Source organism: Anaeromyxobacter sp. SG17 (assembly GCF_022690695.1).
Lineage (GTDB): Bacteria > Myxococcota > Myxococcia > Myxococcales > Anaeromyxobacteraceae > Anaeromyxobacter > Anaeromyxobacter soli.
This window is the reverse complement of sequence record NZ_JALCYX010000030.1, coordinates 1-23,588: the sequence shown is the minus strand read 5'-3', so window position 1 is coordinate 23,588 and position 23,588 is coordinate 1. Positions and strand designations below refer to the sequence as shown.

Annotated in this window: 21 protein-coding genes and 1 pseudogene; 11 read left to right on the top strand and 11 right to left on the bottom strand. The window is 74.8% G+C overall.

Annotation, left to right across the window (positions count from 1 at the left end; all coding sequences use genetic code 11):
* Positions 1-17: 17 nt before the first annotated feature.
* Positions 18-335 carry a carboxymuconolactone decarboxylase family protein gene (locus MNY60_RS12865; protein ID WP_242339727.1) on the bottom strand — a complete coding sequence of 106 codons (318 nt, stop codon included), beginning with the start codon at positions 333-335 and terminating at the stop codon, positions 18-20.
* Positions 336-540: 205 nt separating this feature from the next.
* On the opposite strand from MNY60_RS12865, the gene MNY60_RS12860 reads away from it, so the two are divergent.
* The 3 genes from MNY60_RS12860 (at position 541) to MNY60_RS12850 (ending at position 5,275) form a co-directional block, all read left to right on the top strand.
* Positions 541-2,265 (top strand): transporter substrate-binding domain-containing protein, encoded by a 1,725-nt coding sequence (locus MNY60_RS12860; RefSeq protein WP_242339725.1) that lies wholly within the window; start codon positions 541-543, stop codon positions 2,263-2,265.
* On the top strand, positions 2,262-3,674 hold the full coding sequence (locus tag MNY60_RS12855; protein ID WP_242339723.1) for a sigma-54 dependent transcriptional regulator: 1,413 nt from the start codon (positions 2,262-2,264) through the stop codon (positions 3,672-3,674). Before MNY60_RS12860 ends, MNY60_RS12855 begins: the two co-directional genes overlap by 4 nt.
* A 245-nt stretch (positions 3,675-3,919) precedes the next feature.
* Entirely contained in the window at positions 3,920-5,275 is a 1,356-nt protein-coding gene (locus MNY60_RS12850; protein ID WP_242339721.1) for an anaerobic C4-dicarboxylate transporter, read from the top strand.
* Positions 5,276-5,291: 16 nt separating this feature from the next.
* Here the strand turns inward: MNY60_RS12850 and MNY60_RS12845 are convergent, their stop codons facing one another.
* The 6 genes from MNY60_RS12845 to pdxH all read right to left on the bottom strand — a co-directional run bounded on the left by MNY60_RS12845 (position 5,292) and on the right by pdxH (position 10,349).
* Positions 5,292-6,317, bottom strand: a complete 1,026-nt coding sequence (locus tag MNY60_RS12845; protein ID WP_242339719.1) for an ABC transporter ATP-binding protein — start codon at positions 6,315-6,317, stop codon at positions 5,292-5,294.
* Positions 6,314-7,117 (bottom strand): carbohydrate ABC transporter permease, encoded by an 804-nt coding sequence (locus MNY60_RS12840; protein ID WP_242339717.1) that lies wholly within the window; start codon positions 7,115-7,117, stop codon positions 6,314-6,316. Before MNY60_RS12840 ends, MNY60_RS12845 begins: the two co-directional genes overlap by 4 nt.
* Positions 7,114-7,989: a carbohydrate ABC transporter permease gene (locus MNY60_RS12835; protein ID WP_242339714.1), complete on the bottom strand. Its 876-nt coding sequence runs from the start codon at positions 7,987-7,989 to the stop codon at positions 7,114-7,116. Before MNY60_RS12835 ends, MNY60_RS12840 begins: the two co-directional genes overlap by 4 nt.
* Positions 7,986-9,248, bottom strand: coding sequence for an ABC transporter substrate-binding protein (locus tag MNY60_RS12830; RefSeq protein ID WP_242339712.1), 1,263 nt, complete (start codon positions 9,246-9,248; stop codon positions 7,986-7,988). The genes MNY60_RS12835 and MNY60_RS12830 overlap by 4 nt, the downstream gene beginning before the upstream one ends.
* A gap of 220 nt (positions 9,249-9,468) precedes the next feature.
* On the bottom strand, positions 9,469-9,750 hold the full coding sequence (locus MNY60_RS12825; protein WP_242360725.1) for a YciI-like protein: 282 nt from the start codon (positions 9,748-9,750) through the stop codon (positions 9,469-9,471).
* Between the two features lie 14 nt (positions 9,751-9,764).
* Positions 9,765-10,349, bottom strand: coding sequence for a pyridoxamine 5'-phosphate oxidase (pdxH, locus tag MNY60_RS12820; RefSeq protein ID WP_242360723.1), 585 nt, complete (start codon positions 10,347-10,349; stop codon positions 9,765-9,767).
* Positions 10,350-10,497: 148 nt separating this feature from the next.
* Here pdxH and MNY60_RS12815 point away from each other — a divergent pair, with 148 nt between their 5' ends.
* Positions 10,498-10,923, top strand: a complete 426-nt coding sequence (locus MNY60_RS12815) for a YbaN family protein (protein WP_242360721.1) — start codon at positions 10,498-10,500, stop codon at positions 10,921-10,923.
* Positions 10,920-11,381, top strand: a complete 462-nt coding sequence (gene arsN2 / locus MNY60_RS12810; protein ID WP_242360719.1) for an arsenic resistance N-acetyltransferase ArsN2 — start codon at positions 10,920-10,922, stop codon at positions 11,379-11,381. The genes MNY60_RS12815 and arsN2 overlap by 4 nt, the downstream gene beginning before the upstream one ends.
* A 15-nt stretch (positions 11,382-11,396) precedes the next feature.
* Here the strand turns inward: arsN2 and MNY60_RS12805 are convergent, their stop codons facing one another.
* Complete coding sequence (locus MNY60_RS12805; RefSeq protein WP_242360717.1) at positions 11,397-12,866, bottom strand: hypothetical protein; 1,470 nt, start codon at positions 12,864-12,866, stop codon at positions 11,397-11,399.
* Positions 12,867-13,053: 187 nt separating this feature from the next.
* Positions 13,054-13,914, bottom strand: a complete 861-nt coding sequence (hemF, locus tag MNY60_RS12800; protein ID WP_242339735.1) for an oxygen-dependent coproporphyrinogen oxidase — start codon at positions 13,912-13,914, stop codon at positions 13,054-13,056.
* A gap of 180 nt (positions 13,915-14,094) precedes the next feature.
* Here hemF and MNY60_RS12795 point away from each other — a divergent pair, with 180 nt between their 5' ends.
* The 4 genes and pseudogenes from MNY60_RS12795 to MNY60_RS12780 all read left to right on the top strand — a co-directional run bounded on the left by MNY60_RS12795 (position 14,095) and on the right by MNY60_RS12780 (position 18,820).
* Positions 14,095-15,792: an ABC transporter permease subunit gene (locus MNY60_RS12795; RefSeq protein WP_242355810.1), complete on the top strand. Its 1,698-nt coding sequence runs from the start codon at positions 14,095-14,097 to the stop codon at positions 15,790-15,792.
* An 8-nt stretch (positions 15,793-15,800) separates the two neighbouring features.
* Positions 15,801-16,250: pseudogene (locus MNY60_RS12790) on the top strand (ABC transporter ATP-binding protein); the annotation flags it as partial.
* A gap of 113 nt (positions 16,251-16,363) precedes the next feature.
* Entirely contained in the window at positions 16,364-17,041 is a 678-nt protein-coding gene (locus MNY60_RS24290; RefSeq protein WP_242360746.1) for an AAA-associated domain-containing protein, read from the top strand.
* A gap of 150 nt (positions 17,042-17,191) precedes the next feature.
* A complete protein-coding gene (locus MNY60_RS12780) occupies positions 17,192-18,820 on the top strand; it encodes a peptide chain release factor 3 (protein ID WP_242339697.1) in 1,629 nt (542 codons plus the stop codon).
* Positions 18,821-19,029: 209 nt separating this feature from the next.
* On the opposite strand, the gene MNY60_RS12775 is transcribed toward MNY60_RS12780, so the two are convergent.
* Together MNY60_RS12775 and MNY60_RS12770 are read right to left on the bottom strand one after the other, a co-directional pair.
* On the bottom strand, positions 19,030-20,358 hold the full coding sequence (locus tag MNY60_RS12775) for an OFA family MFS transporter (RefSeq protein ID WP_242339694.1): 1,329 nt from the start codon (positions 20,356-20,358) through the stop codon (positions 19,030-19,032).
* A gap of 602 nt (positions 20,359-20,960) precedes the next feature.
* Positions 20,961-21,695, bottom strand: coding sequence for an SDR family oxidoreductase (locus MNY60_RS12770; RefSeq protein ID WP_242360715.1), 735 nt, complete (start codon positions 21,693-21,695; stop codon positions 20,961-20,963).
* Between the two features lie 103 nt (positions 21,696-21,798).
* On the opposite strand from MNY60_RS12770, the gene MNY60_RS12765 reads away from it, so the two are divergent.
* Positions 21,799-22,377, top strand: coding sequence for a LemA family protein (locus MNY60_RS12765; protein WP_242339690.1), 579 nt, complete (start codon positions 21,799-21,801; stop codon positions 22,375-22,377).
* Between the two features lie 43 nt (positions 22,378-22,420).
* On the top strand, positions 22,421-23,588 hold a 1,168-nt coding region (locus MNY60_RS12760), incomplete at its 3' end, for a M48 family metallopeptidase (RefSeq protein ID WP_242360713.1).

The window sequence follows — 23,588 nt, the reverse complement described above, 5'->3', positions numbered from 1 at the left end:
CGGGGGGTGCGCTGCTTCTACTCTTCCTCGACCTTGTCCTCCACCCAGCTCATCGCGGCGAGCGCCCGGGGCCAGCCGATGGTGGTGATGGCGAGCCGGACCACGTGGGCGAGGTCCTCGCGCGAGCAGCCGCCCGCGGTCGCGAACCGGACGGCGGAGTGGACGCCGCCCTCCGTGCCGAGGCCCACCGCGATCCCGAGCTTCACGAGGCGGCGCTCGCGCTCCGAGAGCGGCCCGCTCTCGTGGAGTCGCCGGCCCAGCTCCTCGAACGCGGCGTAGACGTCGGGGTGCGAGCTCTTGAAGCGGAGGAAGTTCTCGGGGAGCTTCTGGGCCATCGGTCACCTCGCGGGTCGGAGTTCGCGCCTTCGTACAACGATGTGGACGCCGCCTGCGCGCGGGCGCAGGCGGAAGCCCCGGAAGGGCGGCCCTCCCCGTCCGCTCGGCCGAGCCGCCGAGCGGCGCGCTCCACCGTCCCCCGGGTCTCGCAGCCCGTCAGACGGCGCGACCGGCGTGGCGACGACTGCGCGATAATCGACACGAATGACGGCTCGCCTCTTCCGCTGCATCGCCGGCGCGGTCCTCGTGACCCTCGCGGGCGCGGCGCTCGCCGACGCGGCGCCCGCGCCGGTCCTCGTCTTCGGCGGCGACCGCGACTACCCGCCTTACGAGTTCATCGACGAGCACGGGAATCCCGCCGGGTACAACGTCGACCTGACCCGCGCCATCGCCGAGGTGATGGGGCTCCGGGTCGAGGTCCGGCTCGGCGGCTGGTCGGAGATGCGACAGGCGCTCGACGAAGGTCGCATCGACGCGCTGCAGGGGATGTCGTGGTCGGAGGAGCGGGCGCGGCGGCTCGCGCTCTCCCCGCCGCACACCCTCGTGAACCACGCCATCTTCGCGCGCAAGGGGACTCCTCCGGTGGGGTCGCTCGAGGAGCTGCGCGGCCACGCCGTCGCCGTCCACCGCGCGGGCATCATGGACGAGCACCTCACCGCGCTCGGGCTCGGCGACACCTTGCTCCGCACCGACACCCCCGCCGACGCGCTCCGGCTGCTCGCCTCGGGCCAGGGGGAGTACGCGGTGGTGGCCGCGCTGCCCGGGACGTACATCACGCGGCAGCTCCGGCTCACCAACGTCGTCCCGGTCGCTCGGAACGTCGCCGCGCACCGCTACGGCTACGCGGTCCGGAAGGACGACGCGGCGCTCCTCGCCCGCATCGAGGAGGGGCTCGCCATCCTGAAGCAGACCGGCCGCTACGATCAGATCCGGGAGCGGTGGCTGGGCGTGCTCGAGCCGGGCGTCACCTGGTGGACGTTCGTGAAGTACGGCGCGGTCGTCTTCGTGCCGCTGCTCCTGGTGCTCGGCGGCACGGTGCTGTGGTCGCGCTCGCTGCAGCGCGAGGTCGCAGCCCGGACCGCGTCGCTCGCGCGCGAGATCGGCGAGCGCGAGCGCGCCATGGAGCTCCTGCGCGACAACCAGGCCCAGCTCGTCCAGGCCGACAAGATGGCGGCGCTCGGCGTGCTCGTCTCCGGCGTCGCGCACGAGGTGAACAACCCGAACGGCTACATCCTGCTCAACATGCCCGTGCTGAAGGACGTCTACCTCGACGCGCTCGAGCTCTTCGAGCGGCGCTTCCAGGAGGAGGGCGACTTCATGCTGGCGGGGCTCCGCTACTCGCAGATGCGCGAGGAGCTGCCGGGCATGCTCGACGAGATGCTCGAGGGGGCGCGGCGCATCAAGCGGATCGTGGAGGACCTGAAAGACTTCGCGCGACGCGAGGACGCGCCCCGCCTCGAGCCGGTGGACCTCAACGCGATCGTGCGCGCCGCGGTGCGGCTCCTCGACGCTCGGATCCGGAAGGCCACCCGCCGCTTCGAGCTGACGCTCGCCGATCCGCTCCCGCGCGTGCGCGGCAACGCCCAGCGGATCGAGCAGGTGGTGGTGAACCTCGTCCTGAACGCCTGCGAAGCGTTGCCCGCCCCCGACCGCGCCATCCGCGTGAACACGGAGCACGACCGCGCCGCGGGCGTGGCGCGCGTCACGGTCCAGGACGAGGGGGTGGGGATCCCGCCCGAGCACCGCTCCCGCCTCACCGACCCCTTCTTCACCACCAAGCGCGAGCAGGGCGGGACCGGGCTCGGGCTCTCGGTGTCCGCCGCCATCGTGAAGGAGCACGGGGGCGCGCTGGAGTTCCGGTCGCCTCCCGGCGGGGGGACGGCCGTGGTGGTCACCTTGCCCGTCGTCCCCGAGGAGCGCGCCGCATGACCACCGGCACCTATCCGTCCTTTCCCATCCTCGCGGTGGACGACGAGCCGGCCTGGCTCCGCTCGCTCCGCGTCGCGCTCGGCCGCGCGGGCATCGATCACGTCGAGACGTGCCAGGACGCGCGCGAGGTGCCGGGCCTGCTCGCCGCGCGGCCGTTCGGCCTCGTCCTGCTCGACCTCAACATGCCGCACGTCTCGGGCGAGGATCTGCTCGCGCGCATCGCCGCCGATCACCCGGAGGTGATGGTCATCGTGATCAGCGGGATGAACCAGGTCGAGACGGCGGTGCGGTGCGTGAAGGCCGGCGCGTTCGAGTACTTCGTGAAGACGGAGGAGGAGGATCGACTCGTCGGCGGGGTCCTGCGCGCGGTGCGGATGCTGGAGCTGGAGGGCGAGAACCGCGAGATGGCGAGCCGGGTCCTCTCCGGCGGGCCGAAGCACCCCGAGGCGTTCGAGGCCATCGTGACCAGAGACCGCGCCATGCACGCGGTGTTCGCCTACGTCGAGGCCGTGGCGCGGAGCCCGCGACCGCTGCTCGTGCAGGGCGAGAGCGGCGTGGGCAAGGAGCTCGTCGCGCGCGCCGCGCACGCGCTCTCCGGTCGACCCGGTCCCATGGTGGCGGTGAACGCCGCAGGGCTCGACGACGCCATCTTCGCCGACACCCTCTTCGGGCACGCCCGCGGCGCGTTCACCGGCGCGGACCAGGCGCGGCCGGGGATGATCGAGGCCGCGGCGGATGGGACGCTCTTCCTCGACGAGATCGGCGACCTCGCCGTCGCCTCGCAGGTGAAGCTGCTCCGGCTGGTGCAGGAGGGCGAGTACTTCCCGCTGGGCAGCGATCGCCCCAAGCGCCTCCGGGCGCGCCTGATCGTCGCGACGCACCACGACCTCGCGGCGAAGCAGGACTCCGGCGCCTTCCGCCGCGACCTGTACTACCGGCTCGCCACGCACCAGGTCCGGATCCCGCCGCTTCGCGAGCGCAAGGGCGACGTGCCCCTGCTGCTCGAGCACTTCCTCGCGGAATCCGCGCGCGAGCTCGGACTCAAGAAGCCCACCGCGCCGCGCGAGCTCCCGATCCTGCTCTCCACCTACGCCTTCCCGGGCAACATCCGGGAGCTGAAGGCGATGACCTACGACGCGGTCAGCCTTCACCCCGGGCGAATCCTGTCCATGGAGACGTTCCTCCGGGCGATGGAGCGCGGCGGCGGCCCGGCGCCTGCGCGCGTCGCGGCGCAGGGGGAGCATCCGTTCGCAGGCGTCGACCCGCTGCCGACCATCCACGACGCCGTCGACCTGCTCGTGCGGGAGGCCGTCTCCCGCAGCGGAGGCAACCAGACGATCGCTGCGCGCCTCCTCGGCATCACTCAATCCGCGCTGTCGAGGCGCCTCAAGGCAGCACGAGGCGGATAGCGCCCCGCGAATGGGCATGCGCCGGCGTATGGTCGTGCGCCCGCGCATCGCGCGCGCAACCGGGCGAGATCACGGAACGTCTCTGGGCCGTCGGCGCCGCAGGCATGAGCGGGCGCATGACCATTCACGAACCCGCCGGCGAAGAAGCCCCGGCGTTTCGGGCGGTTGCGCGCGGCGGCCGTCCGGCACCGCGCGTGCTCTCGCTTCCCTCGGGCCGGCGCGAGAGCCGGCCCGAGGGAGACCCCATGACGATCTTCTGGATCCAGTTCGCGCTCGTGCTCGGCGCCATCCTGCTCGGCATCCGCAAGGGTGGCGTCGCGCTCGGGATGATCGGCGGCCTCGGCGTGGCCGTGCTCGTGTTCCTGTTCCGGGCGGCGCCTTCCGAGCCGCCCGTCGCGGTGATGCTCATCATCCTCGCCGTCGTGACCGCGTCGGCGACGCTGCAGGTCGCGGGCGGCCTGGACTACCTCGTCCAGATGGCCGAGCGGCTCCTGCGCGCCCACCCGAAGTACGTGACCCTGCTCGCGCCGCTCTGCACGTTCGTTCTCACCATGTGCGTCGGGACCGGGCACGCCGTCTACGCGCTCCTGCCCGTCATCTCCGACGTGGCGGTGCGCACGAAGACCCGGCCCGAGCGCCCCATGGCCGTCTCCAGCGTCGCCGCCCAGATGGGCATCACCGCGAGCCCCGTCGCGGCGGCGGTGACCACGTTCCTCGGCTACTCGGCGAAGATGGGCACGCCGGTCACCATCTACGACATCCTCAAGATCACCATCCCGGCCGGCATCGTCGGGGTGATCGCTGCGTCGCTCTGGAGTCTCAACCGCGGGAAGGACCTCTACCAGGACCCGGAGTTCCTCGCGAAGCTCGACAGCCCCGCGTTCAGGGAGTCCCTCGACGTCTCCGTGACGACGCTCGGGAAGGAGCTGCCCAGGACCGCGAAGCTCTCGGTCGCGCTCTTCTTCGGCGGCGTGCTGTTCATCGTGCTGCTCGCGCTGCGCGACACCGCCGCGAGCGCCGGGCTCGCGCTGCCGCAGATCGTCCCGCTCGTGGGCGGAAAGCCCGTCCCCATGACGACGATCGTGCAGGTCGTCATGCTCGCCTTCGGCGCGATCATCCTGTTCGCGACGAACGTGAAGGCAGCGGACATCGCGAAGTCCTCCGTGTTCACCGCGGGCATGGTCGCCGTCGTGTCGATCTTCGGCATCGCGTGGATGAGCGACACGTTCGTCTCGGCGAACAAGTCGCTCCTCGTCTCGAAGATCGGCGACATGGTCCAGTTCGCGCCGTGGACCTTCGCGCTCGCGATGTTCTGCGTGTCCGCGTTCGTGAAGAGCCAGGCCGCGACGCTCACGGTGATGATCCCGTTCGGCATGGCGCTGAAGCTGCCGGCGACGCTGATGCTCGGCCTGCTGCCCGCGAGCTACGCGTACTTCTTCTTCGCGTTCTACCCGAGCGACATCGCCGCCATGAACATGGACCGGACCGGGACCACGCGCATCGGGAAGTACCTGCTCAACCACAGCTTCATGATGCCGGGCCTCATCGGCGTGTCGGTCTCGACGTTCGTCTCGTACGGGCTCTCGAAGATCGCGTTCTAGTGCTCCGTGCGCCCCGTCACCCGGTCTCCACGCGCCGTCCGGTCGCCCGGTCGAACCGGTGCACCCGCCGCGGGTCGAACGCGAGCCGCACCGGCGCGCCGGGGGCGGCCTCGAACCCGGCGTCGCAGCGCGCGACGAGCCGCGCGCCGGCGCGCTCCACCGTCACCCACGTCTCGGAGCCCATCGGCTCGACGAGCCAGACCTGCGCCTCGAGGCCGCCCGCCGCGGCGTCTCGAGAGACCCGCAGGTCCTCGGGCCGGAGCGCCACGTCGGCCGGGCCGGCCGGGAGCCCGAGCACCTCCGGCGCGACGAGGTTCACGGGCGGCGTCCCGACGAAGCGCGCCACGAAGGCCGTCGCGGGCGCGCCGTAGATCTCGCGCGGCGTCCCGAGCTGCTCGAGCGCGCCGTCTCGGAGCACCGCGATGCGGTCGGCGAGCGTCATCGCCTCGGCCTGGTCGTGCGTGACGTACACGAACGTCGCGCCGAGCCGCTCGTGCAGCTTCTTCAGCTCGGCGCGGACGCCGAGGCGCAGGGCGGCGTCGAGGTTCGAGAGCGGCTCGTCGAGCAGGAAGACCTTCGGGCGGCGGACGAGCGCCCGGCCGAGCGCGACGCGCTGCCGCTGCCCGCCGGAGAGCGCGCCGGGGCGGCGGTCGAGCAGCGGCGCGAGGCCGAGCAGCGCCGCGACCTCCTCCACGCGCGCCGCGATCTCGCGGCGCGGGCGGCCGGCCACCGCGAGCGGGAAGGCGAGGTTCCGGCGCACCGTCATGTGCGGGTAGAGCGCGTAGCTCTGGAAGACCATCGCGACGTCGCGCTCGCGCGGGGAGAGGTCGTTGACCACGCGCCCGTCGATCCGGACGACGCCGGCGTCCGGCGCCTCCAGGCCGGCGACGAGCGACAGGAGGGTGGACTTTCCGCAGCCCGAGGGACCGACCACCGCGACGAGCTCCCCGTCCCCCACGGAGAGGCTCACGCCGCGCAGCGCCGGGACGGCGCCGTAGGACTTCGCGAGCGACTCGAGCTCGAGGCGCGCGGCCACGCTCACCCCTTCACCGCGCCGGCCGTGAGCCCCGCCACCACCCGCCGCTGGAACAGGACCGCGATGGCCACGACCGGCGCCGTGGCGAGCGTGGACGCCGCCGCGAGGACGACGAAGGGATCGCGGAACTCCCCGCCGAAGAGCGCGAGCGCGACCGGCACGGTGCGGCGCGAGGGGGAGGTGAGGAACGTCACGGCGTAGAGGAGCTCGTTCCAGGCGAACACGAAGACGAGGAGCCCCGCCGTGGCGAGCCCTGGCGCGGCGAGCGGGAGGAGCACCCGCCGGAACGCGCCGAGCGGCGTGCACCCGTCCACGCGCGCGGCGCGGTAGAGCTCGACTGGCAGGGCGCGGAAGGTCCCCGTGAGGAGCCACAGCGCGAGGGGCACGGAGAAGCTCGTGTACGGGGCGACGAGCCCGGGGAGCGTGTCGAGGAGCCGCGCCGCCCGGAGCGCGGTGTAGAGCGGCGCCGCCGTGGCGATGGGCGGGAACATGGAGATGGCGAGCGCGCCGCCCAGGAGCGCCCGGCCGCCGCGCACGCCGAGCCGCGCGACGGCGAACGCCGCCGGGGCGGCGAGCGCGAGGGCGAGCGCCGCGGTGGCGCCGCTCACGAGGAGCGAGTTCAGGACCGCGCGCGCGAGGCCGCCGCCGGAGAGCGCGGCGGCGTGGTTCTCGAGGGTGAGGTGCGAGGGGAGCGGCCGCGCGAGCTCCGCGTCGGGCCAGAAGGAGGTGAGCGCGAGCCAGCCGAGCGGCAGGAGGAAGAACGCGAGGTAGGGGAGGGCGATCGTCCACGCGGAGCGCGGGCTCATGGCGGCGCCTCCCCCGGGCTCCGCTCGCCGAGGGCGGAGAGCCACGCGAGGCCGATCGCCACCACGCCCAGGAACGTGACGAGCGAGATCGCCGCGCCGAGCCCGAAGCTGCCCGCGCGGAGGAGCGTCCGGTACGCGTAGAGCGAGAGCGGCTCGGTCGTGTGGCCGGGCCCGCCCTCGGTGAGGACGAAGACGACGTCGAACACGCGGAAGGCGTCGAGGCTGCGGAACAGCAGGGCGAGCAGGAGCGCGGGGCGCAGGAGCGGCAGCGTGATCGAGCGGAAGACGCGGAGCGCGGACGCGCCGTCCACCCGCGCCGCGCGGGCGAGATCCTCCGGGATCGCCTGGAGGCCGGCGAGCAGGAGGAGCGCGACGAAGGGGGTCGTCTTCCAGACGTCAACGAAGATCGCGGCGTGCAGCGCGAGGCGCGGCCGCGTGAGCACCGCCCCCGCGCCGTCGGGCCAGAGCCTGGCGAGGAGCCCCAGGTCCGGCTGGAGGAGGAGCGCCCAGAGCTTCGCCGCGACGACCGTGGGGAGGATCCACGGGACGAGCACCGCCGCGCGGAGCGCGCCGCGGCCCCGCCCCGCGTGGTGGAGCGCGAGCGCCAGCGGAAGCGCGAGCAGGAGCTCGAGGCCGACCGCGACCGCGGTGAAGTACGCGGTGTTGGCGAGCGCGCCGAGGAAGCGCGCGTCGTGCGCGAGCGCGCGGTAGTTCGAGAGCCCGACGAAGTGGTCCTCGCCGAGCACCGGGACGCGGTGCCGGAGGGAGAGCCAGGCCGTGGCGAGGAGCGGCCCGAGCGCGACGAGCGCGAGCGCCGCCCCCGCGGGCGCCACGAGCGCCGCGCCCACGCGCCGCTCCCCGCGCGCGCTCACCGCGCCACCCCGGCGATGGCGTCCGCCTGCGCCTGCGCGCGGGCGAGCGCCTCCGCGGGCGAGCGCAACCCCGAGACCGCCGCGGAGAGCTCCCCCTGCAGCGCGTCGCCGGCGAGCATGTAGTAGGGCGTGACCGGGCGCGCGCGCGCGGCCTCGACGCGCGGGAGCAGCGCGGCGATGAACGGCGCCGCCGCGCGGATGCGCGGATCCTCGTACGAGGCGCGCCGCGCGGGGTTCCGGCCGTAGGCGATGGCGAGGACGGCGTTCGCGTCGGGCGAGGTGAGGTGCGCGACGAGCCGGGCCGCCGCGGCGCGGCGCGCCGCCGGCGCGCGCGAGGAGATCCCGAGCTGCCAGCCCCCGAGGGCGCCGGGGGCGGGCCCCTCCGCGCCCGGGAGGGACGCGACCCCGACCCGTCCGCGGACCGGCGAGGCGGGATCCTGCAGGAGCGGCCACGCGTAGGGCCAGTTGCGCATGAACACGGCGCGGCCCTCCTGGAAGGCCCGCCGCGCGTCCTCCTCCGCGGCGGTCACCACCGACCTCGGGGAGAGCCCGTCCGCGACGAGCCCGCGCAGGTGATCCAGCGCCTCGCGCGCGGCGGGCGAGTCGAGCCGCAGCCGCTCGCCGTCGAGCGCCGTGCCGCCGTACCCCCACAGCGCCTCGAAGAAGTTGCAGGAGAGCCCCTCGTACTGCCGTCCCTGCCACAGGTAGCCCGCGATCCCGGGCGCCTCCGCCTGCGCGGCGCGGATCGCGGCCGCGAGGGCGGCGTAGGTGCGGGGCGGCTCCGGGACGAGGTCGGTGCGGTAGTAGAGGAGCCCCACGTCCACGTACCACGGCACCGCGTACGTCCGGCCGCCCTGGACGACGGCGCCCGCAGGACCGGCGAGGAACTCCTCCCGCACGCGCGCGGGCGGGAACGCGTCGGAGAGATCGGCGAGCCACCCGGCCCGCGCGAGCTCGGCCACCCAGACCACGTCGAGGACGAGCACGTCCACGTCCTCGCCGCCCGCGCCGAGCGAGGTGACGAGGAGCTGGTGGGCCAGATCGGCCGCGTTGGGGAGGGCCTGCAGCTCGACCTCCACGCCGCTCTCGCGCTCGAAGGCCGCGACGAGCGCGCGGAACGGAGCCGGGTCGGGGCCGAGCGGCTGGTAGCGCAGGACGAGGCGCTGCGCCCCGCGGGCGTCCCCCTCGTGCGACCGGCACCCCGCGGCCAGGGCGGCGCAGAGGAGGACCGGGACGAGGGCGCGGGGAGACGGCCTCACGCGGGGAGCGTAACGGGGGTGGGCGCTTCGGGCGGAGCATCCCGCGGGTGCGGCCCGGGTCGGGGGGTCGGTGCACGCCCCCGGACCCAGGATCCCGCTCCGCACCGCGATCTCGAGAGCGAAGCCCGCGAGGCTCGAGGGCGCGGGCCGGGACGCGCGCTCCAGCGGGGGCAGGGCGGGGCGCTCGCCGCGAGCCCTGGGGGCCGAGGCGGGACCGCGGTCACCCGAGCGCGCCGACGACCACCTTCCACTCGCGGACGCGCCACGAGGTGACGAGCCCGTTCCGGACGTAGGGGTCGGCCCGCGCGAACGCCTCCGCGCTCTCGGGGCCGTCGCCCCGGAACACGAGCAGCGCGCCCTCGGGCGGATCGAACGCACCCGCGAGGACGAGCTTGCCCTCGCGGTGCGCCTGCTCCGCGAGCGCGAGGTGCTCCGGGCGGTGGGGCGCGCGCCGCGCGAGGTAGTCGGGGACGGTGTCGTAGACGAGCGCGTAGAGCGGCATGGGCACCTCCGGTGTCAGGGGTTGAGGAGCGACGTCGTCCAGCCTCGGTCGTCGCGCGTGAACAGGGTCCTGTGGTGGAGCCGGCCGTCGGCGCTGACCCAGAACTCGATCCGATCGGGTCGCAGCAGGTAGCCCCCCCAGAACGGCGGCCGCGGGACGTCGGCGCCGGCGAAGCGCGCCTCGGCGGCCCGGGCCGCCTCCTCGAGGGCCGCGCGCGACGCGAGCGGCTGGCTCTGGCGGGAGGCCCACGCGCCGAGCTGGCTCGCCCGCGGGCGCGTGGCGAAGTACGCGTCCGAGGCGGCGTCGTCGAGGAGCGCCACCTCCCCCTCGGCGCGCACCTGCTCGCCGAGGGCCGGCCAGTGGAAGCAGAGCGCCGCTCGCGGATTGACCGCGAGCTCTCGCCCCTTGCGGCTCTCCCGGTTCGTGAAGAACGCGAACCCCTCCGCGCCGACCTCCTTCACGAGGACGATCCGGACCGAAGGCCTCCCGCTCGCGTCGGCGGTGGCGAGGGCCGCCGCGGTGGGGTCGGCGCTCGAGGCGCCTGCGGCCCGGGCGAGGGCCGCGTGGAAGCGGGCGATGGGGTCGAGCGGATCGGGCATCGCGCGGGAGCATAACCGGGCGCGGGCGAGCGCGACGGGTGGAGGACCGCGACCTCGACCTCGACCCGGGTGCGACCTCGACCCGCCCCCGACCCCCGTCCGCCGCATCCCCTTGCACCTGCGCCCATCCTCCGCCAATTAGACGGCCGTGCCCGCCTCCTCCCTCGACCGCGCGACCGCTCGCCCGGGCCCCCATCGCCGCTGGCTCCTGCTCGTCCTCGGCTGGACCTGCTTCGTCCTGGGGGTCGTCGGAGCGGTGCTCCCGCTCGTCCCGACCACGCCCTTCATGCTCGTGGCGCTGTGGGCGTTCTCGTCGAGCTCGGAGCGGTTTCACCGCTGGCTCTACCACCACCGCGTGTTCGGGCCTCCCCTGCAGCGCTGGCAGCGGGAGCGGGCCCTCCCGCTCTGGGTGAAGCTCGTCGCTGCGGGCTCGATGGCCGCGAGCCTCGCGTACGCCACGTTCGCCCTGAGCGTCCCCGGGTACGCGCTCGCCGCGATGGCGGCGGTGATGCTCGCGGGCCTCGTCTTCGTCGCGCGGATCCCGAGCCGGGCTGCGCGAGGTCCCACTCGATGAACGACGTGGAGGAGAACATGGACGTGAGCTTCGAGGAGGCGGAGGCGGCGGATCTTCCGCAGCTCCGCGCGCTCCTCGCGCAGGCGAACCTCCCCGAGTCGGACGTGGGCGCCTCGAACCAGGTCTTCCTCGTGGCGCGTGCGCCGGGCGGCGCGCTCGTGGGTTGCGTCGCGCTCGAGCGCTACGGGGACGACGTCCTCCTCCGCTCCCTCGCGGTCGTACCGTCGCGGCGGGGAGAGGGCCTCGGCGTGGCGCTGCACGCGCGCGCGCTCGAGCGCGCGCGGAAGCTCGGCGCCCGGACCGTGTACCTGCTCACCACCACCGCCGAGGGGCTGTTCGCCCGCGCCGGCTACGCGCGCATCGAGAGGAGCGCGGTCCCGGCGACGGTCCGGGCGAGCCCGGAGTTCGCCGCGCTCTGCCCGGCGAGCGCGGTCTGCATGATCCGGCGCCTCGGCTGACCGCCGGACCGCCTTCTAGCGGTGGGGCGCAGGCGGCGGGGCGGGGACGGGCTGGGCGGCGGGCGTCGCCGGTCCGCCGATCTGCGTGAGCCCCGTGAACGTCCCGTCCGGCCTGTCGGCGACGTCCGCCTCGAGGCGCAGCTCCGTCACCGAGCCGCCCGAGAGCGCCACCTCGCCGTTCGCCACGAGGTCCGCCAGCCGGAACGCGACGAGGCCGACGTCGGTCATCCGGCCGCCGCCCTCGTCGGTCACCACCCGCAGCGAGATCGTCCGTTCGTCGTACGCGTTCGCCGCGACGACGACGCTGCCCTCGAGGAGCGCGTAGACGCCGCGCCGCGGCGCGCTCTGGAAGGCGCGGCCGTCGGGCAGCGCGAGGGTCACGACGAGGTTCGGCTGGTTGGCGTGCGGGATGCGGCGCGCGAGGTCGAGCGCCACGCCCGTCGGCGACTGGGCGCTACCCTCCGTGTGCTTCGCGAGGCGCGTCAGCGCCCGGTCGAGCTCGAGGCTGCGGCTGCCCGCCCAGGGCCAGCCGTCCGGCCGCGCGGGGCGGACGAGGACGGACCGGAGCCGCACCGCGTAGGGGCGCACCTTGACGCGGTCGAGCTCGGCGAGGGCGATGCCGCCGTCGGCCTCGAGCGCCGCCGCCTCGGCGAACGCCCGCTCGGCGCCGGAGAAGTCGCGCCGCCGGAGCGCCTCGTCGCCCTGGGCGAGGAGCCCGGCGCAGCGCGCGCGGGGCTGGGCGCGGCCGTTCGGGCGCAGCTTCAGGGCGGCGTCGTAGCTCGCCTTCGCCTCCGCGAAGCGACGCTTCGCGAGGAGCGCGTCGCCCTCGGCCGCGTACCGCTCGGACTCCGCGTCCTTCCAGCGCTCGTGCTCGGCGCGGACCGCGTCGAGCCGGGGGGTGACGCTCGCGTCGACCCGCGCCGCGCGCGTGAGGAGCTCGATGGCCTCGGGGAACTGACGGGCCGCGCGGTGGCGCTCCGCCGCGTCGACCGCGCCACGCACCACGCCCGGCTCCACCCGCCGGGCCTCCGCCGCGACGCCCGGGTCGTCGGTCGCCGCGCGCGCGCCTTCCAAGAGCTGCAGCGCCGTGGCCCAGTCGCGCCCGCTCGCCGACTCCTGCGCGCGCCGGAGCCGGAGGTAGCCCACCTCTCGGCCGGAGTCGCGCCGCAGGGTCGCGAGCGCCGCGCTCGTCGGCTCCAGCGCGAGCGCGTAGTCGGACTCGGAGAACGCGCACTCCCAGTCGCGCGCCGCGACGCACGCCTGCGCCCGCCTCGTCGCGTCCTCCAGCGCGGCCGCGCGCGCCTGCCGGTACTTGTCCTGCAGCTCCTTCTTGGACGGATCCTTGCGCACCGCCGCCGCGTACTCGCGCTCGGCGGTCTTCCAGTCGCCGAGCGCGGCGGCGCGGTCGCCGGACTTCTCGTGCGCGGCGCACGCGAGCGCGACGGCCAGGGCCAGGGCGAGGAGCGACAGCGAGCGGCGCGTCATGCGGGGATCTCCGGGGCGCCGGCCGGGCGGCCGGGCGAGCCCACGCTACGGGGAAGCCGCCTCGCTGGGCAAGTCCGCGACCGGCGTGACGTCCGCGCCGCCGCGGCGCGTCGGGATATCGTGGGCGAAGCGGGACCACCGCTGCGCACCGTCCCTCACAGCGGCCCTCGATCTTCGCGCCTCCGGGTCAGACCCAGTCGCGCGGCGTGCGGAGCACCTCGAGGAGCGCCGCCTCGCGGCTGCCCGGGGCGGGCTCGTGGCCGTACACCCAGCGGACGCGCGGCGGCAGCGACATCAGGATCGACTCGGTGCGCCCGCCGGTCTCGAGCCCGAACACCGTCCCGCGGTCGAGCACGAGGTTGAACTCCACGTAGCGTCCGCGGCGGATCTCCTGCCAGCGCCGCTCCTCCTCGCCGTACGGCTCCGCGCGGCGCCGCTCGACGATGGGCACGTAGGCCGCCAGGAAGTCGGACGCGACGTCCTTCGCGAAGGCGAGGTCCCGCTCGAGCGGGCCCCCCGTGTCCTCGAAGAAGATCCCGCCCACGCCGCGGTGCTCCCCGCGGTGGCGCAGGTGGAAGTAGGCGTCCGCGGCGCGCTTGAGCCGCGCGTGGCTCCCCGCCGCGTGCCGCTCGCAGGCCTCGCGCATCACGCGGTGGAAGTGGACGCAGTCCTCGTCGAACAGGTAGTAGGGCGTGAGGTCCGCCCCCCCGCCGAACCAGCCTGCCTCCCCGCGGCGGATCATCCGCACGTTCATGTGCGCGGTCGGCACCATCGGGCTCTGCGGGTGGATGACGACGGACAGCCCGGTCGCGGCGAACGCGACGCCCTCGCCTCCCACCCTGCGGGCGAAGTCGGGGGAGAGCGCGCCGTGCACGTCCGAGAAGCTCACCCCCGCCTTCTCGAAGACGGCGCCGTCCTGGAGCACGCGGGAGATCCCGCCGCCGCCGCCCGGCCGCGCCCACGCGTCCTCGCGAAAGCGCGCCGCGCCGTCCACGCGCTCGAGCTCGCGGCAGAGGGCGTCCTGGGTGGCACGCGTGAACGCGACCATGTCGGCGTAGAGGCGGTCGAGCGCTTCGGGCGGGGCGGGCGTGGGCACGGCGACGAGATGCCGCGCGGACCCGCGCGGTGCCACCTCCCGGCGGGGGCGGGGACGCACGCACCGTCTCGTGCCTTGATGTCGCGAGGCGCGTCCGTGAAAGGGAGCGCGGGGCGGGGGATGCGGGATCGGGTGAACCGGGTGTTCGGCGCCGCGAGCGCGCTCCTCGACCGTTCGCACCGGCCGCGCGCCATCGAGGCGGCGCTCCTCCTCGCCGTCGCCGGCGCGGCGGTCGGGCTCGTGCGGCTCGGCCACCTGGCCGGTGGCGGGCTCCGCGCCGCCGTCGAGATCGACCTCTCCGTCGCGGCGCTCCCGCGCTACGCGCTCTACTCCCTGCTCCGCGGCGTCGCCGCCTATGCGCTCTCCCTCGTCTTCTCCATCGGCTACGGGTACTGGGCCGCGAAGGATCGCCGCGCGGAGCGCGTCCTCGTCCCGCTCCTCGACGTGCTCCAGAGCATCCCGGTCCTCGGCTTCATGCCCGGGCTCGTCCTCGCGCTCGTCGCCGCGTTCCCGCGCTCGCGCGTGGGCCTCGAGCTCGCGGCGATCCTCATGATCTTCACGGGCCAGGCCTGGAACATGACGTTCAGCTTCTACCGCGCGGTGAGGAGCGTGCCGAAGGAGCTCGCCGAGGTCGCCGCCTGGGGGCGCTTCTCGGCGTGGCGGCGCTTCCGCGCGCTCGAGCTGCCGGCGGCCGCCATCGGGCTCGTCTGGAACAGCATGATGAGCATGGCGGGCGGCTGGTTCTTCCTCATGGTGAGCGAGGCGTTCGTGCTCGGCGACCGGGACTTCCGCCTCCCCGGGATCGGCGCGTACATGAGCGTCGCCGTTCAGCGCGGGGACGGCGGCGCCATGATCGCGAGCGTCGTCGCCATGGCGCTCCTCGTCGTCCTGCTCGACCAGCTCGTGTGGCGGCCGCTCGTCGCGTGGTCGGAGCGCTTCCGGCTGGACGAGGGCGGCGCCGCCCTGCCGGCGCGTTCCTGGGTGTACGACCTCCTGCGCCGCTCGCGGCTCGCCGCCGCCCTCCGTCGCCGGCGACGCCCTCCTCGCCCGCCCCGCCGCGCACCGCGCGCGGTCGCCGCGGCGCTGCCGCTCGTCTCCCCGGCGCTGTTCCTCCTCCTGCTCGGCGTCCTCGCGGTGGGCGGGCTGCGCCTCGTCCAGCTCCTCCGGGCGGAGAGCGCGTCCGCCTGGATCGGCGTGGGCCGCGAGGCGGCGATCACGCTCGGCCGCGTGCTCGCCTCGGTCGCGCTCGCGACGCTCTGGGCGGTGCCGGCGGGCATCGCGATCGGGCGCTCGCCGCGGCTCGCACGCGTGCTCCAGCCGGCGGTCCAGGTCGTCGCCTCGTTCCCGGCGCCGATGCTCTTCCCGGCGGTGGTCCTCGCGCTCCGCGCGGCGGGCGTCGGCCTCGGCGTCGCGAGCGTCCTCCTCATGACGCTCGCCACCCAGTGGTACGTGCTCTTCAACGTGATCGCCGGAGCGCAGGCGGTGCCCTCGGATCTCGAGGAGGCCTCGCGCGCCTACCGGCTCGGGCGCTGGCAGCGGCTCCGCGCGCTCTACCTGCCGGCGGTGTTCCCGTACCTCGTCACCGGCTGGGTCACCGCCGCGGGCGGCGCCTGGAACGCGAGCATCGTCTCGGAGTACGTCGCGATCGGGAGGGACACCCTCGTCGCGCCCGGGCTCGGCGCCGCGATCAGCCGGGCCGCCGCGGAGGCGAGGCTCGCGGATCTCGCGGCCGCGGTGACGGTGATGGCGGTCACCGTCGTGGTGTTCAACCGGCTCGTGTGGCGCCCGCTCGGCCGGGTCGCCGAGGAGCGCTTCTCGCTCCAGAGGTAGGGGAGGGCATGGCCGCGAACGCCGCGAACGGACCGCTGTGCGAGCTGAGGAGGCTCGTCGTCGAGTTCCCGCAGCCGCACGGACCGCCGCGCCGCGTGCTCGAGGACGTGGACCTCGAGGTCCGCGCGGGCGAGGTGCTCGCGCTCCTCGGCCCTTCGGGCTGCGGGAAGTCGACGATCCTGCGGGTCCTCGCCGGGCTCCTCGCGCCCACCGGGGGCGAGGTGCGCTTCCGCGGCGCGCCGCTCCGCGGCGTGAACCCGGCGGTGGGGTTCATGTTCCAGGGCGCTGCGCTCTTCCCGTGGATGACCGTGGCGCGGAACGTCTCGGAGGTGCTCCGCGCCGCCGGGACGCCGCCCGCCGAGGTCCCAGCGCGGACCGAGCGCGCGCTGCGGCTCGTCGGCCTCGCCGAGGTGGCGGACGCCTACCCGCGAGAGCTCTCCGGCGGGATGAAGCAGCGGGTCGGCACCGCCCGCGCGCTCTCGCTCGAGCCGGAGCTCCTGTTCATGGACGAGCCGTTCAGCCAGGTGGACGCGCTCACCGCCGAGGCGCTCCGCGCCGAGATCCTGGACATCTGGGCGGCCGCGGAGCGGCGCCCGAGCGCGATCGTGCTCGTGAGCCACGACATCCCCGAGGTCGTGTACATGGCCGATCGGATCGTCGTGCTCGACGCCAACCCGGGCCGGGTCCGCGCCGTGATCGACGACCCGCTCCCGCGCCCGCGCGACTACCGCTCGCCGGGGCTCGCGCAGCTCGTCGACCGGCTGCACGACGTCATCACCGGGATGGAGATGCCGGACGTGCCCGCCGGGGGCGCGCCGGTGGAGGCGCTCCCGGACGCGAGCGCGGGCGACGTGATCGGCCTCGTCGAGTACCTGGACGCGCGCGGCGGGCGGGAGGACGTGTTCCGCATCGCCGCCGAGACCGACAGCCGGTTCGACCGCACCATCAACGCGGTCAACGCCGCCGAGCTCCTCGATCTCGTCGACAGCGCTTCGTCCGGGCGCCCGACGCGGAGCGGCGCGCGATCTGGCGCGAGCGCCTCCTGGGCCTCGGGCTCTTCCGGCAGGTGCAGGACGCCATCGCCCGGAGCCCCGGCGGCCGGGTGGAGCGCGACTTCGTGCTCGAGCTCATCGCGGTCGCCGCGCCGCGCGAGGACTTCGAGGCGGTGTTCGAACGGTTCGTGTCCTGGGCGAGCTACGGCGGCCTCTTCCTCCACGACGCCGCGGCGCAGGTGCTCACCGCGCCCTGAGGGCCCGCGGCGCGGATCCCGGGATGGCCGCTCGCCCGGGGATCGGCCGGGGGGCCCCCGGGGTCCGCCCGCGCCAGCGCCTTGACGGCGCGCGGCGCGGGCTGTTACGACCCGCCGGCGCGCTGGCCGCCCGGTCGCGCGCCCCCGACCATGACCGTCCAGCACGAGACCGCCCGCCGGCGCACGTTCGCGATCATCTCCCACCCCGACGCGGGCAAGACGACGCTCACCGAGAAGCTCCTCCTCTACGGTGGCGTCATCCAGCTCGCGGGCGCGGTGAAGGCGAAGCGCGGCCGCGCGAACGCGGTGAGCGACTGGATGGAGATGGAGCGCGAGCGCGGCATCTCCATCACCACGAGCGTCCTGCAGTTCCCGTATCGCGGGATGCAGATGAACTTGCTCGACACCCCCGGCCACGCCGACTTCAGCGAGGACACCTACCGCACGCTCCACGCGGTCGACGGGGCGGTGATGCTCCTCGACTCGGCCAAGGGCGTCGAGGCGCAGACGCGCAAGCTGTTCCGGGTCTGCCGGCAGCGGGCCATCCCCATCTTCACCTTCGTGAACAAGATGGACCGGCCCGGGCGCGAGCCCTTCGAGCTCATCGGCGAGGTGGAGAGCGTCCTCGGCATCGGCGTCTACCCGATCACCTGGCCGGTGTTCCGCGGCGGCACCTTCGCCGGCGTCTACCACCGCGTCGCGCGGCGGGTGTACCTCTTCGACCCGGCGCACTCCGGGTCCTCCGCGGGCGTGGGGGCCGAGCGTCCGCCGGTGGAGGTCAGCGGCATCGACGATCCCGCCGTCCGGGAGGCCCTCGACGACGCGGGCTATGCCCGGCTCCGCGAGGACGCCGAGCTGCTCGAGGCGGCGGGCGACGACTTCGATCGCGCGCGCTTCGAGGCGGGCGAGCTCTCGCCGATGTTCTTCGGGAGCGCGGTCAACAACTTCGGCCTCGAGGCGTTCCTCGACACGTTCATCGAGCTCATGCCGCCGCCGCGCCCGCGCGAGTCCGACCAGGGGCCCGTGGCGCCGGCGCAGGACGAGTTCAGCGGGTTCGTTTTCAAGATCCAGGCGAACATGGACAAGGCCCACCGGGATCGCGTGGCCTTCCTGCGCATCTGCTCCGGTCGGCTCACGAGGGGCATGAAGGTCCACAACGTCCGCTCGGGCAAGGAGGTGCGGCTGGCGACGCCGACGCAGTTCATGGCGCGCGATCGCACCATCGTCGACGAGTCGTATCCGGGCGACGTGGTGGGTATCCACGACACCGGCGCGCTCGAGATCGGCGACACCCTGACCGGCGGCTCCCGGTTCATGTTCGAGGGCATCCCGAGCTTCGCCCCCGAGCACTTCCGGCGCCTCGCGCTCGTGGACCCGCTCCGCCGCAAGCAGTTCGCGCGGGGCATCGAGCAGCTCGCCCAGGAGGGGACGGTGCAGCTCTACCGGCCGCCCGCGGGCCGCGCCGGCGATCTCGTGCTGGGCGCGCTCGGGCAGCTGCAGTTCGAGGTGGTGAAGTACCGCCTCGAGTCGGAGTACGGGGTCGAGGTCCGCGTCGAGGCGGTGCCCTACCAGCTCGCGCGCTGGGTGAGCCGCGCCGACGGGAAGGCCATCGACGTCGAGGACTTCCCGAGCGGCGTGGAGGGTCTCCTCGTGCTCGACGTGCGGGACCGGCCCGTCGTGCTCTTCGACCGCGAGTGGGCGCTCCGCACGGCGGAGCGGCTCCACCCGGAGCTGCGGTTCGCGGAGACCGCAAGCGGCGTCGTCGTCCGCGCGGCCTGACGGGCCAGAAGAGCCGCCCGCCCCTCGAGGAGCTCGGGGCGGGCGGCGGGTTACTTTCGGTGAATCCGCCCCGCCCGCGGTGGCGAGGCGCACGAGACTGGAGCCGAGACGGGCACCCACAGCGACGAGCGCCGAGGCGTACTGCTTCCGTACGCCGCAGGCGCGAGGAGCGAGGACGCCCGTCGCAGGCCCGGGATCGTGCGCCGCAGCTACATGGAGCGCGCGTCCGCGCCGGCAACAGCCCGCGCCTGCGGCGGGAAGACGGCCGGGGCCTCCTCGCGCTTCGCCGCGCGGCGGCCGATGCGGATGCGGACCTCCTTCTCCGGGATGCTCACCGAGATGCTCACGTAGCTCAGCATGGCGAGCACCACCGCCACGAGGAGCAGCACCGCGGCCATGCCGTAGGCGCCGGCGTACGAGCCGGTCTGGTCGGCGATCTTGCCGGCGAGCGTCGGGCCGAGCACGCCGCCCACGCCCCACGCCGTGAACAGGATGCCGTAGTTGAGGCCGAGGTTCTTCGTGCCCCAGTTGTCGGCCGCCGTCGCGGGGAAGAGCGAGAGGCACGCGCCGTAGCTGAAGCCGACCACCGCCGAGCCGAGGATGAAGGTCGCGATCGTGGAGAAGCTCGCGAAGAACATCATCGCCACGGCCTGCAGCACGCAGACGAGGCCGATGGTGACCACGCGGCCGATGTAGTCGGAGATGATGCCGGCCACGATGCGGCCGCTCGCGTTGAAGATGGCGAGCAGCGCGACGAACACGAACCCGACCTTGATGGAGTTCTGCGACTGCACGGAGACGATCTTCGCCATGTGGCCGATGATCATGAGACCGGCGGTGGCGGCGCAGGCGTACTGGATCCAGAGCGACCAGAACGTGGGGGTGCGCACCATCTCCTGCCACGTGCGATCGGGGCCGACGCCCGCCTTCGCCGCAGCCTTCGCGGGGGAGAGCGGGGTGGGCGGGTTCGCGACGAGCTGCGCGAAGCCGGTCGCCGTCACGAGGAACGCGATGCCGAGGATGCGGAACGCGCCGGCGACGCCGTAGGAGGCGATGAGGTACTTCGAGAGCGGCGCGATGTACACCGGCGCCAGGCCGAAGCCGCCCACCACGATGCCGGTGATGAGCCCCTTCTTCGCGGGCGGGAACCACTTCACCGCGGCCGGCGTCGTCGCCGAGTAGCCGAGGCCGAAGCCGGTCCCGCCGAGGAGCCCGAAGCCGAGCAGCGCGGGCCAGGTCGTCTCGGCAGAGGCGAAGCTCGCGACGATGAGGCCGAGGCCGGTGAGCACGCCGCCCGCGGACGCGACGACGCGGGGCCCGAGCCGATCCTGAAGGCGGCCGGCCGGCACCATCATCAGGGCGAAGCACGCGATCGCGACCGTGTAGGGCAGCGTGGCGGCGGTCTTCGTCCAGCCGAACCCGCCTCGCTCGACGGACTCGACGAGCTGCTTCGAGAAGACGCTCCAGGCGTAGAGGATGCCGAGGGCGAGGTTGAGGCCGGTGCCGGCGAGGACGACGATCCATCCGCGTCGTGACATGTTTGATCTCCTAGAGGCGGCCGGGCCGGAGCTGTCGCAGGCTCGCGATGTTTTCGGGGCCGCAGGCGTGGCGAAAAGAGCACGGGGGCGGCGCGTGTGTCACCTATCGCGCGGGGTGCATATCGACCGGTGAGGTGCACCATATGCGCGAACGGCGACGGCGACATTGGCTCGTCGGGTGCGACCCGAAGGCGCGGGAGAGAGATGCCGGATCGCTTGCCGCGCAGTTGTTTCGTCGCGCCCCATTGGACGCGCACAATGGTGCGTCCACACGCGCAGATTGTTTTCCGGAGACGCAGAATCTTCCGAAGACGCAAATCGTTCGCCGCTCCCCCGGAGGGCGGCGTGACGCCGACTCGGCTCGCGTGCGGCCGCTCGTCACGCCCCTGCGGGCGCGTCCGGGGTCGCGCCGGAGGCGGCCGCGGCGCGGACCGGCGTGCCGGTCGCGCGCTCTAAACGGCCGATCTCGAATCCGCGAACAGGCGAGCGAAGCGAGCCCGCCGGGGCGACGCCGCGGAGGCGGCGAAGCCGCTCGCGGCGTTGCACGGGACCCGGCGAGCAGGGGGCGTCACCGAAGGTGAGCGCGAATCACGAACTGTCGTTCAGCGGAGCCCGTCGCCCTCCACGACGCGCCCCTCCGCGCCGGGGTCGAGCGCGAGGCGCACGAGCGCCGAGGCGAGCGCGGCGCCGGACGTGGACCGCCAGCGCGCGGCGAGCCGGCGCGCGCCGAGCCGGGAGGCGACGGAGAGCGCCGCGTCGGACACGCGCGCGGCGGCGCGCTCGAGCGGGCGCGGCTCGTCGCGATCCGGTCCGGTCACGAAGGCCGGCCGCGCGACGACGAAGGGCAGGCCGCTCGCGCGCAGGTCGCGCTCGAGCCGGGCGCGCGCCGAGAGGTACGCGTTGCGGGTGCCCTCGTGCACCCCCGCGGACGACAGGTACACGAAGCGCGGCCGGGCGCCGCTCGCCACGGCCGCGTCGAGGAGGAGCCGGGTGAGCCCGTAGTCCACCGAGGCGTAGCTCTCCGTGACGCCGTGGCGCGCGGCGGCCCGCGCGCGGCGGCGCGTGGTCCCGAGCAGCGCGAACACGAGGGTCGGCCGGACGCGGGCGAGGGTGGCCGCCATCGCCGGTCCGGCCCAGGGCGTGGAATCCACCTCCGCGCCCAGCGCCGCGAAGCGCGCGCGCCACGCGCCGGCGCTCGCCGAGTCGGGCCGCACGTGCGCGACCGTGCGGACGCCCGCGGCGAGAAGCGCGCGCACGACCTCACGACCGGTGTAGCCGGTGGCACCTGCGACGAAGGCGGTGTGCATGGCGACGACCTCCTGGATGTGGGCGATCATCGCTCCCCTCGGCCAGGGGACGCGCGCCTTCGTGCGAGACCTCCCCGATCGTGCCATGCTGCCTCGCGCCGCGCCCGCATCGCGCGGAGGGAGGGAACGAAACATGGCCGCACTCGTCGTCCTCGCGCTCGTCGCCGCGGTCGCCGTCGGCTGGGTGGTGCTCCACAACGGGCTCGTCACGCGGCGGAACGCGTTCCGCAACGCGTACGGCCAGATCGACGTGCAGCTCCAGCGACGGTACGACCTCATCCCGAACCTGGTCGAGGCGACGCGCGCCTACCTCGCCCACGAGCGCTCCACGCTCGAGGCGGTGGTCGCCGCGCGCAACCAGGCGGTGGTCGCCGCGCGCGCCGCCGCCGCGCACCCGGGGGAGGGCGCCTCCATGGAGCGGCTCGCCCAGGCCGAGGGCGCGCTGGCCGGGCCGCTGTCCCGTCTGCTCGCCGTCGCCGAGGCGTACCCCGACCTGAAGGCGAGCGAGTCGGTGGGGCGCCTCGTCGAGGAGCTCACCTCGAGCGAGAACCGCGTGGCGTTCGCGCGGCAGGCCTACAACGACGCCGTGATGGACTACAACAACGCGCGCGAGACGTTCCCCGGGACGCTCGTCGCGGGCGGGTTCCCGGAGGCGAGGCCGCTCGACATCTCCGCCCCGCAGGCGCGCGAGGCGGTGCGGATCGCGCTGTGACCGCCGCCGGCGCTCCCGGTGACGGCGCGCGGCGGGCGGCCCCGTGACCCGCTCCACGCTCGACTTCTTCGCCGCGAAGGCGTCGGCGAGGCGGCGCACCGCGGTCCTCGTCGCGCTCTTCGCGCTCGCCTGGGCGAGCACGATCGCGGTCGTCTACGCGATCGTGGTCTGGGTCGCCAGCGCCCAGCCGCGGCTCCTCGGCCCCGGCCCGCTCCGCACGCGGGACCTCCTCGGCGTCGCCGGGATCGTGACGCTCGTGACGGCCGGCGGCGCCCTCGTGCACGCGGTCCGGCTCGCGAGCGGCGGCGGCCGTGCGGTCGCCGAGCTGCTGGGCGGGTTCCCCGTGGACCCCGACACCCAGGACGCGGCGGAGCGGCGCCTCGTGAACGTCGTGGAGGAGATGGCGATCGCGGCGGGCGTCCCGGTCCCCGCGCTGTACGTGCTCCCGTTCGAGCGCAACCTCAACGCGTTCGCGGCCGGGTTCTCCCCGGATCACGCGGTCGTCGCGGTGACGCGCGGCGCGCTCGAGGGGCTCACGCGCGACGAGCTGCAGGGCGTCGTCGCGCACGAGCTCTCTCACGTCGTGAACGCCGACACCCGGCTCAACCTGCAGCTCATCGCGCTCGTCGGCGGCCTCACCTCGCTCGCGCTCGTCGGGCGCGCCCTCGTGCGGGCCGGGGCCGGCGGCGAGGGGCGGCGCGGCCGCGGCCGGGGCGGCGCGGCCGGGCTCGCGCTGTTCGGCGCCCTCGTGTGGCTGGCGGGCTCGATCGGCGCGTTCTTCGGGAGCCTCATCCGGGCGGCGGTGTCGCGCACGCGCGAGTTCCTCGCGGACGCCGACGCCGTGCGGCTCACGCGCAACCCGGAAGGCCTCGCGGGCGCGCTCGCGCGCATCGCGCGCGAGGGCTCGCGCCTGTGGTCGCCGGCAGCGCCCGAGGCGGCGCACCTCTTCATCGCGGACGGCCTGGCCGTCCGCCTGTTCGCGACGCATCCTCCCATCGAGGAGCGCATCCGCCGGATCGCGCCGCTCGTCGCGGAGCGCCTCCTCGCCGAGGAGGCGGCGCCGGAGCGCCCGCCCGAGGCCGCCTCCGCTGCGCCGGCCGTGCCCGGCCACGGACTCGCGACGGCCGCCCTCGCCGCCGAGCCCGGGTCGACCCCGGGCGCCGCAGGCAGCGACGTCGCGCGCGCGCAGGCCCTGCTCGCCGCGCTCCCCG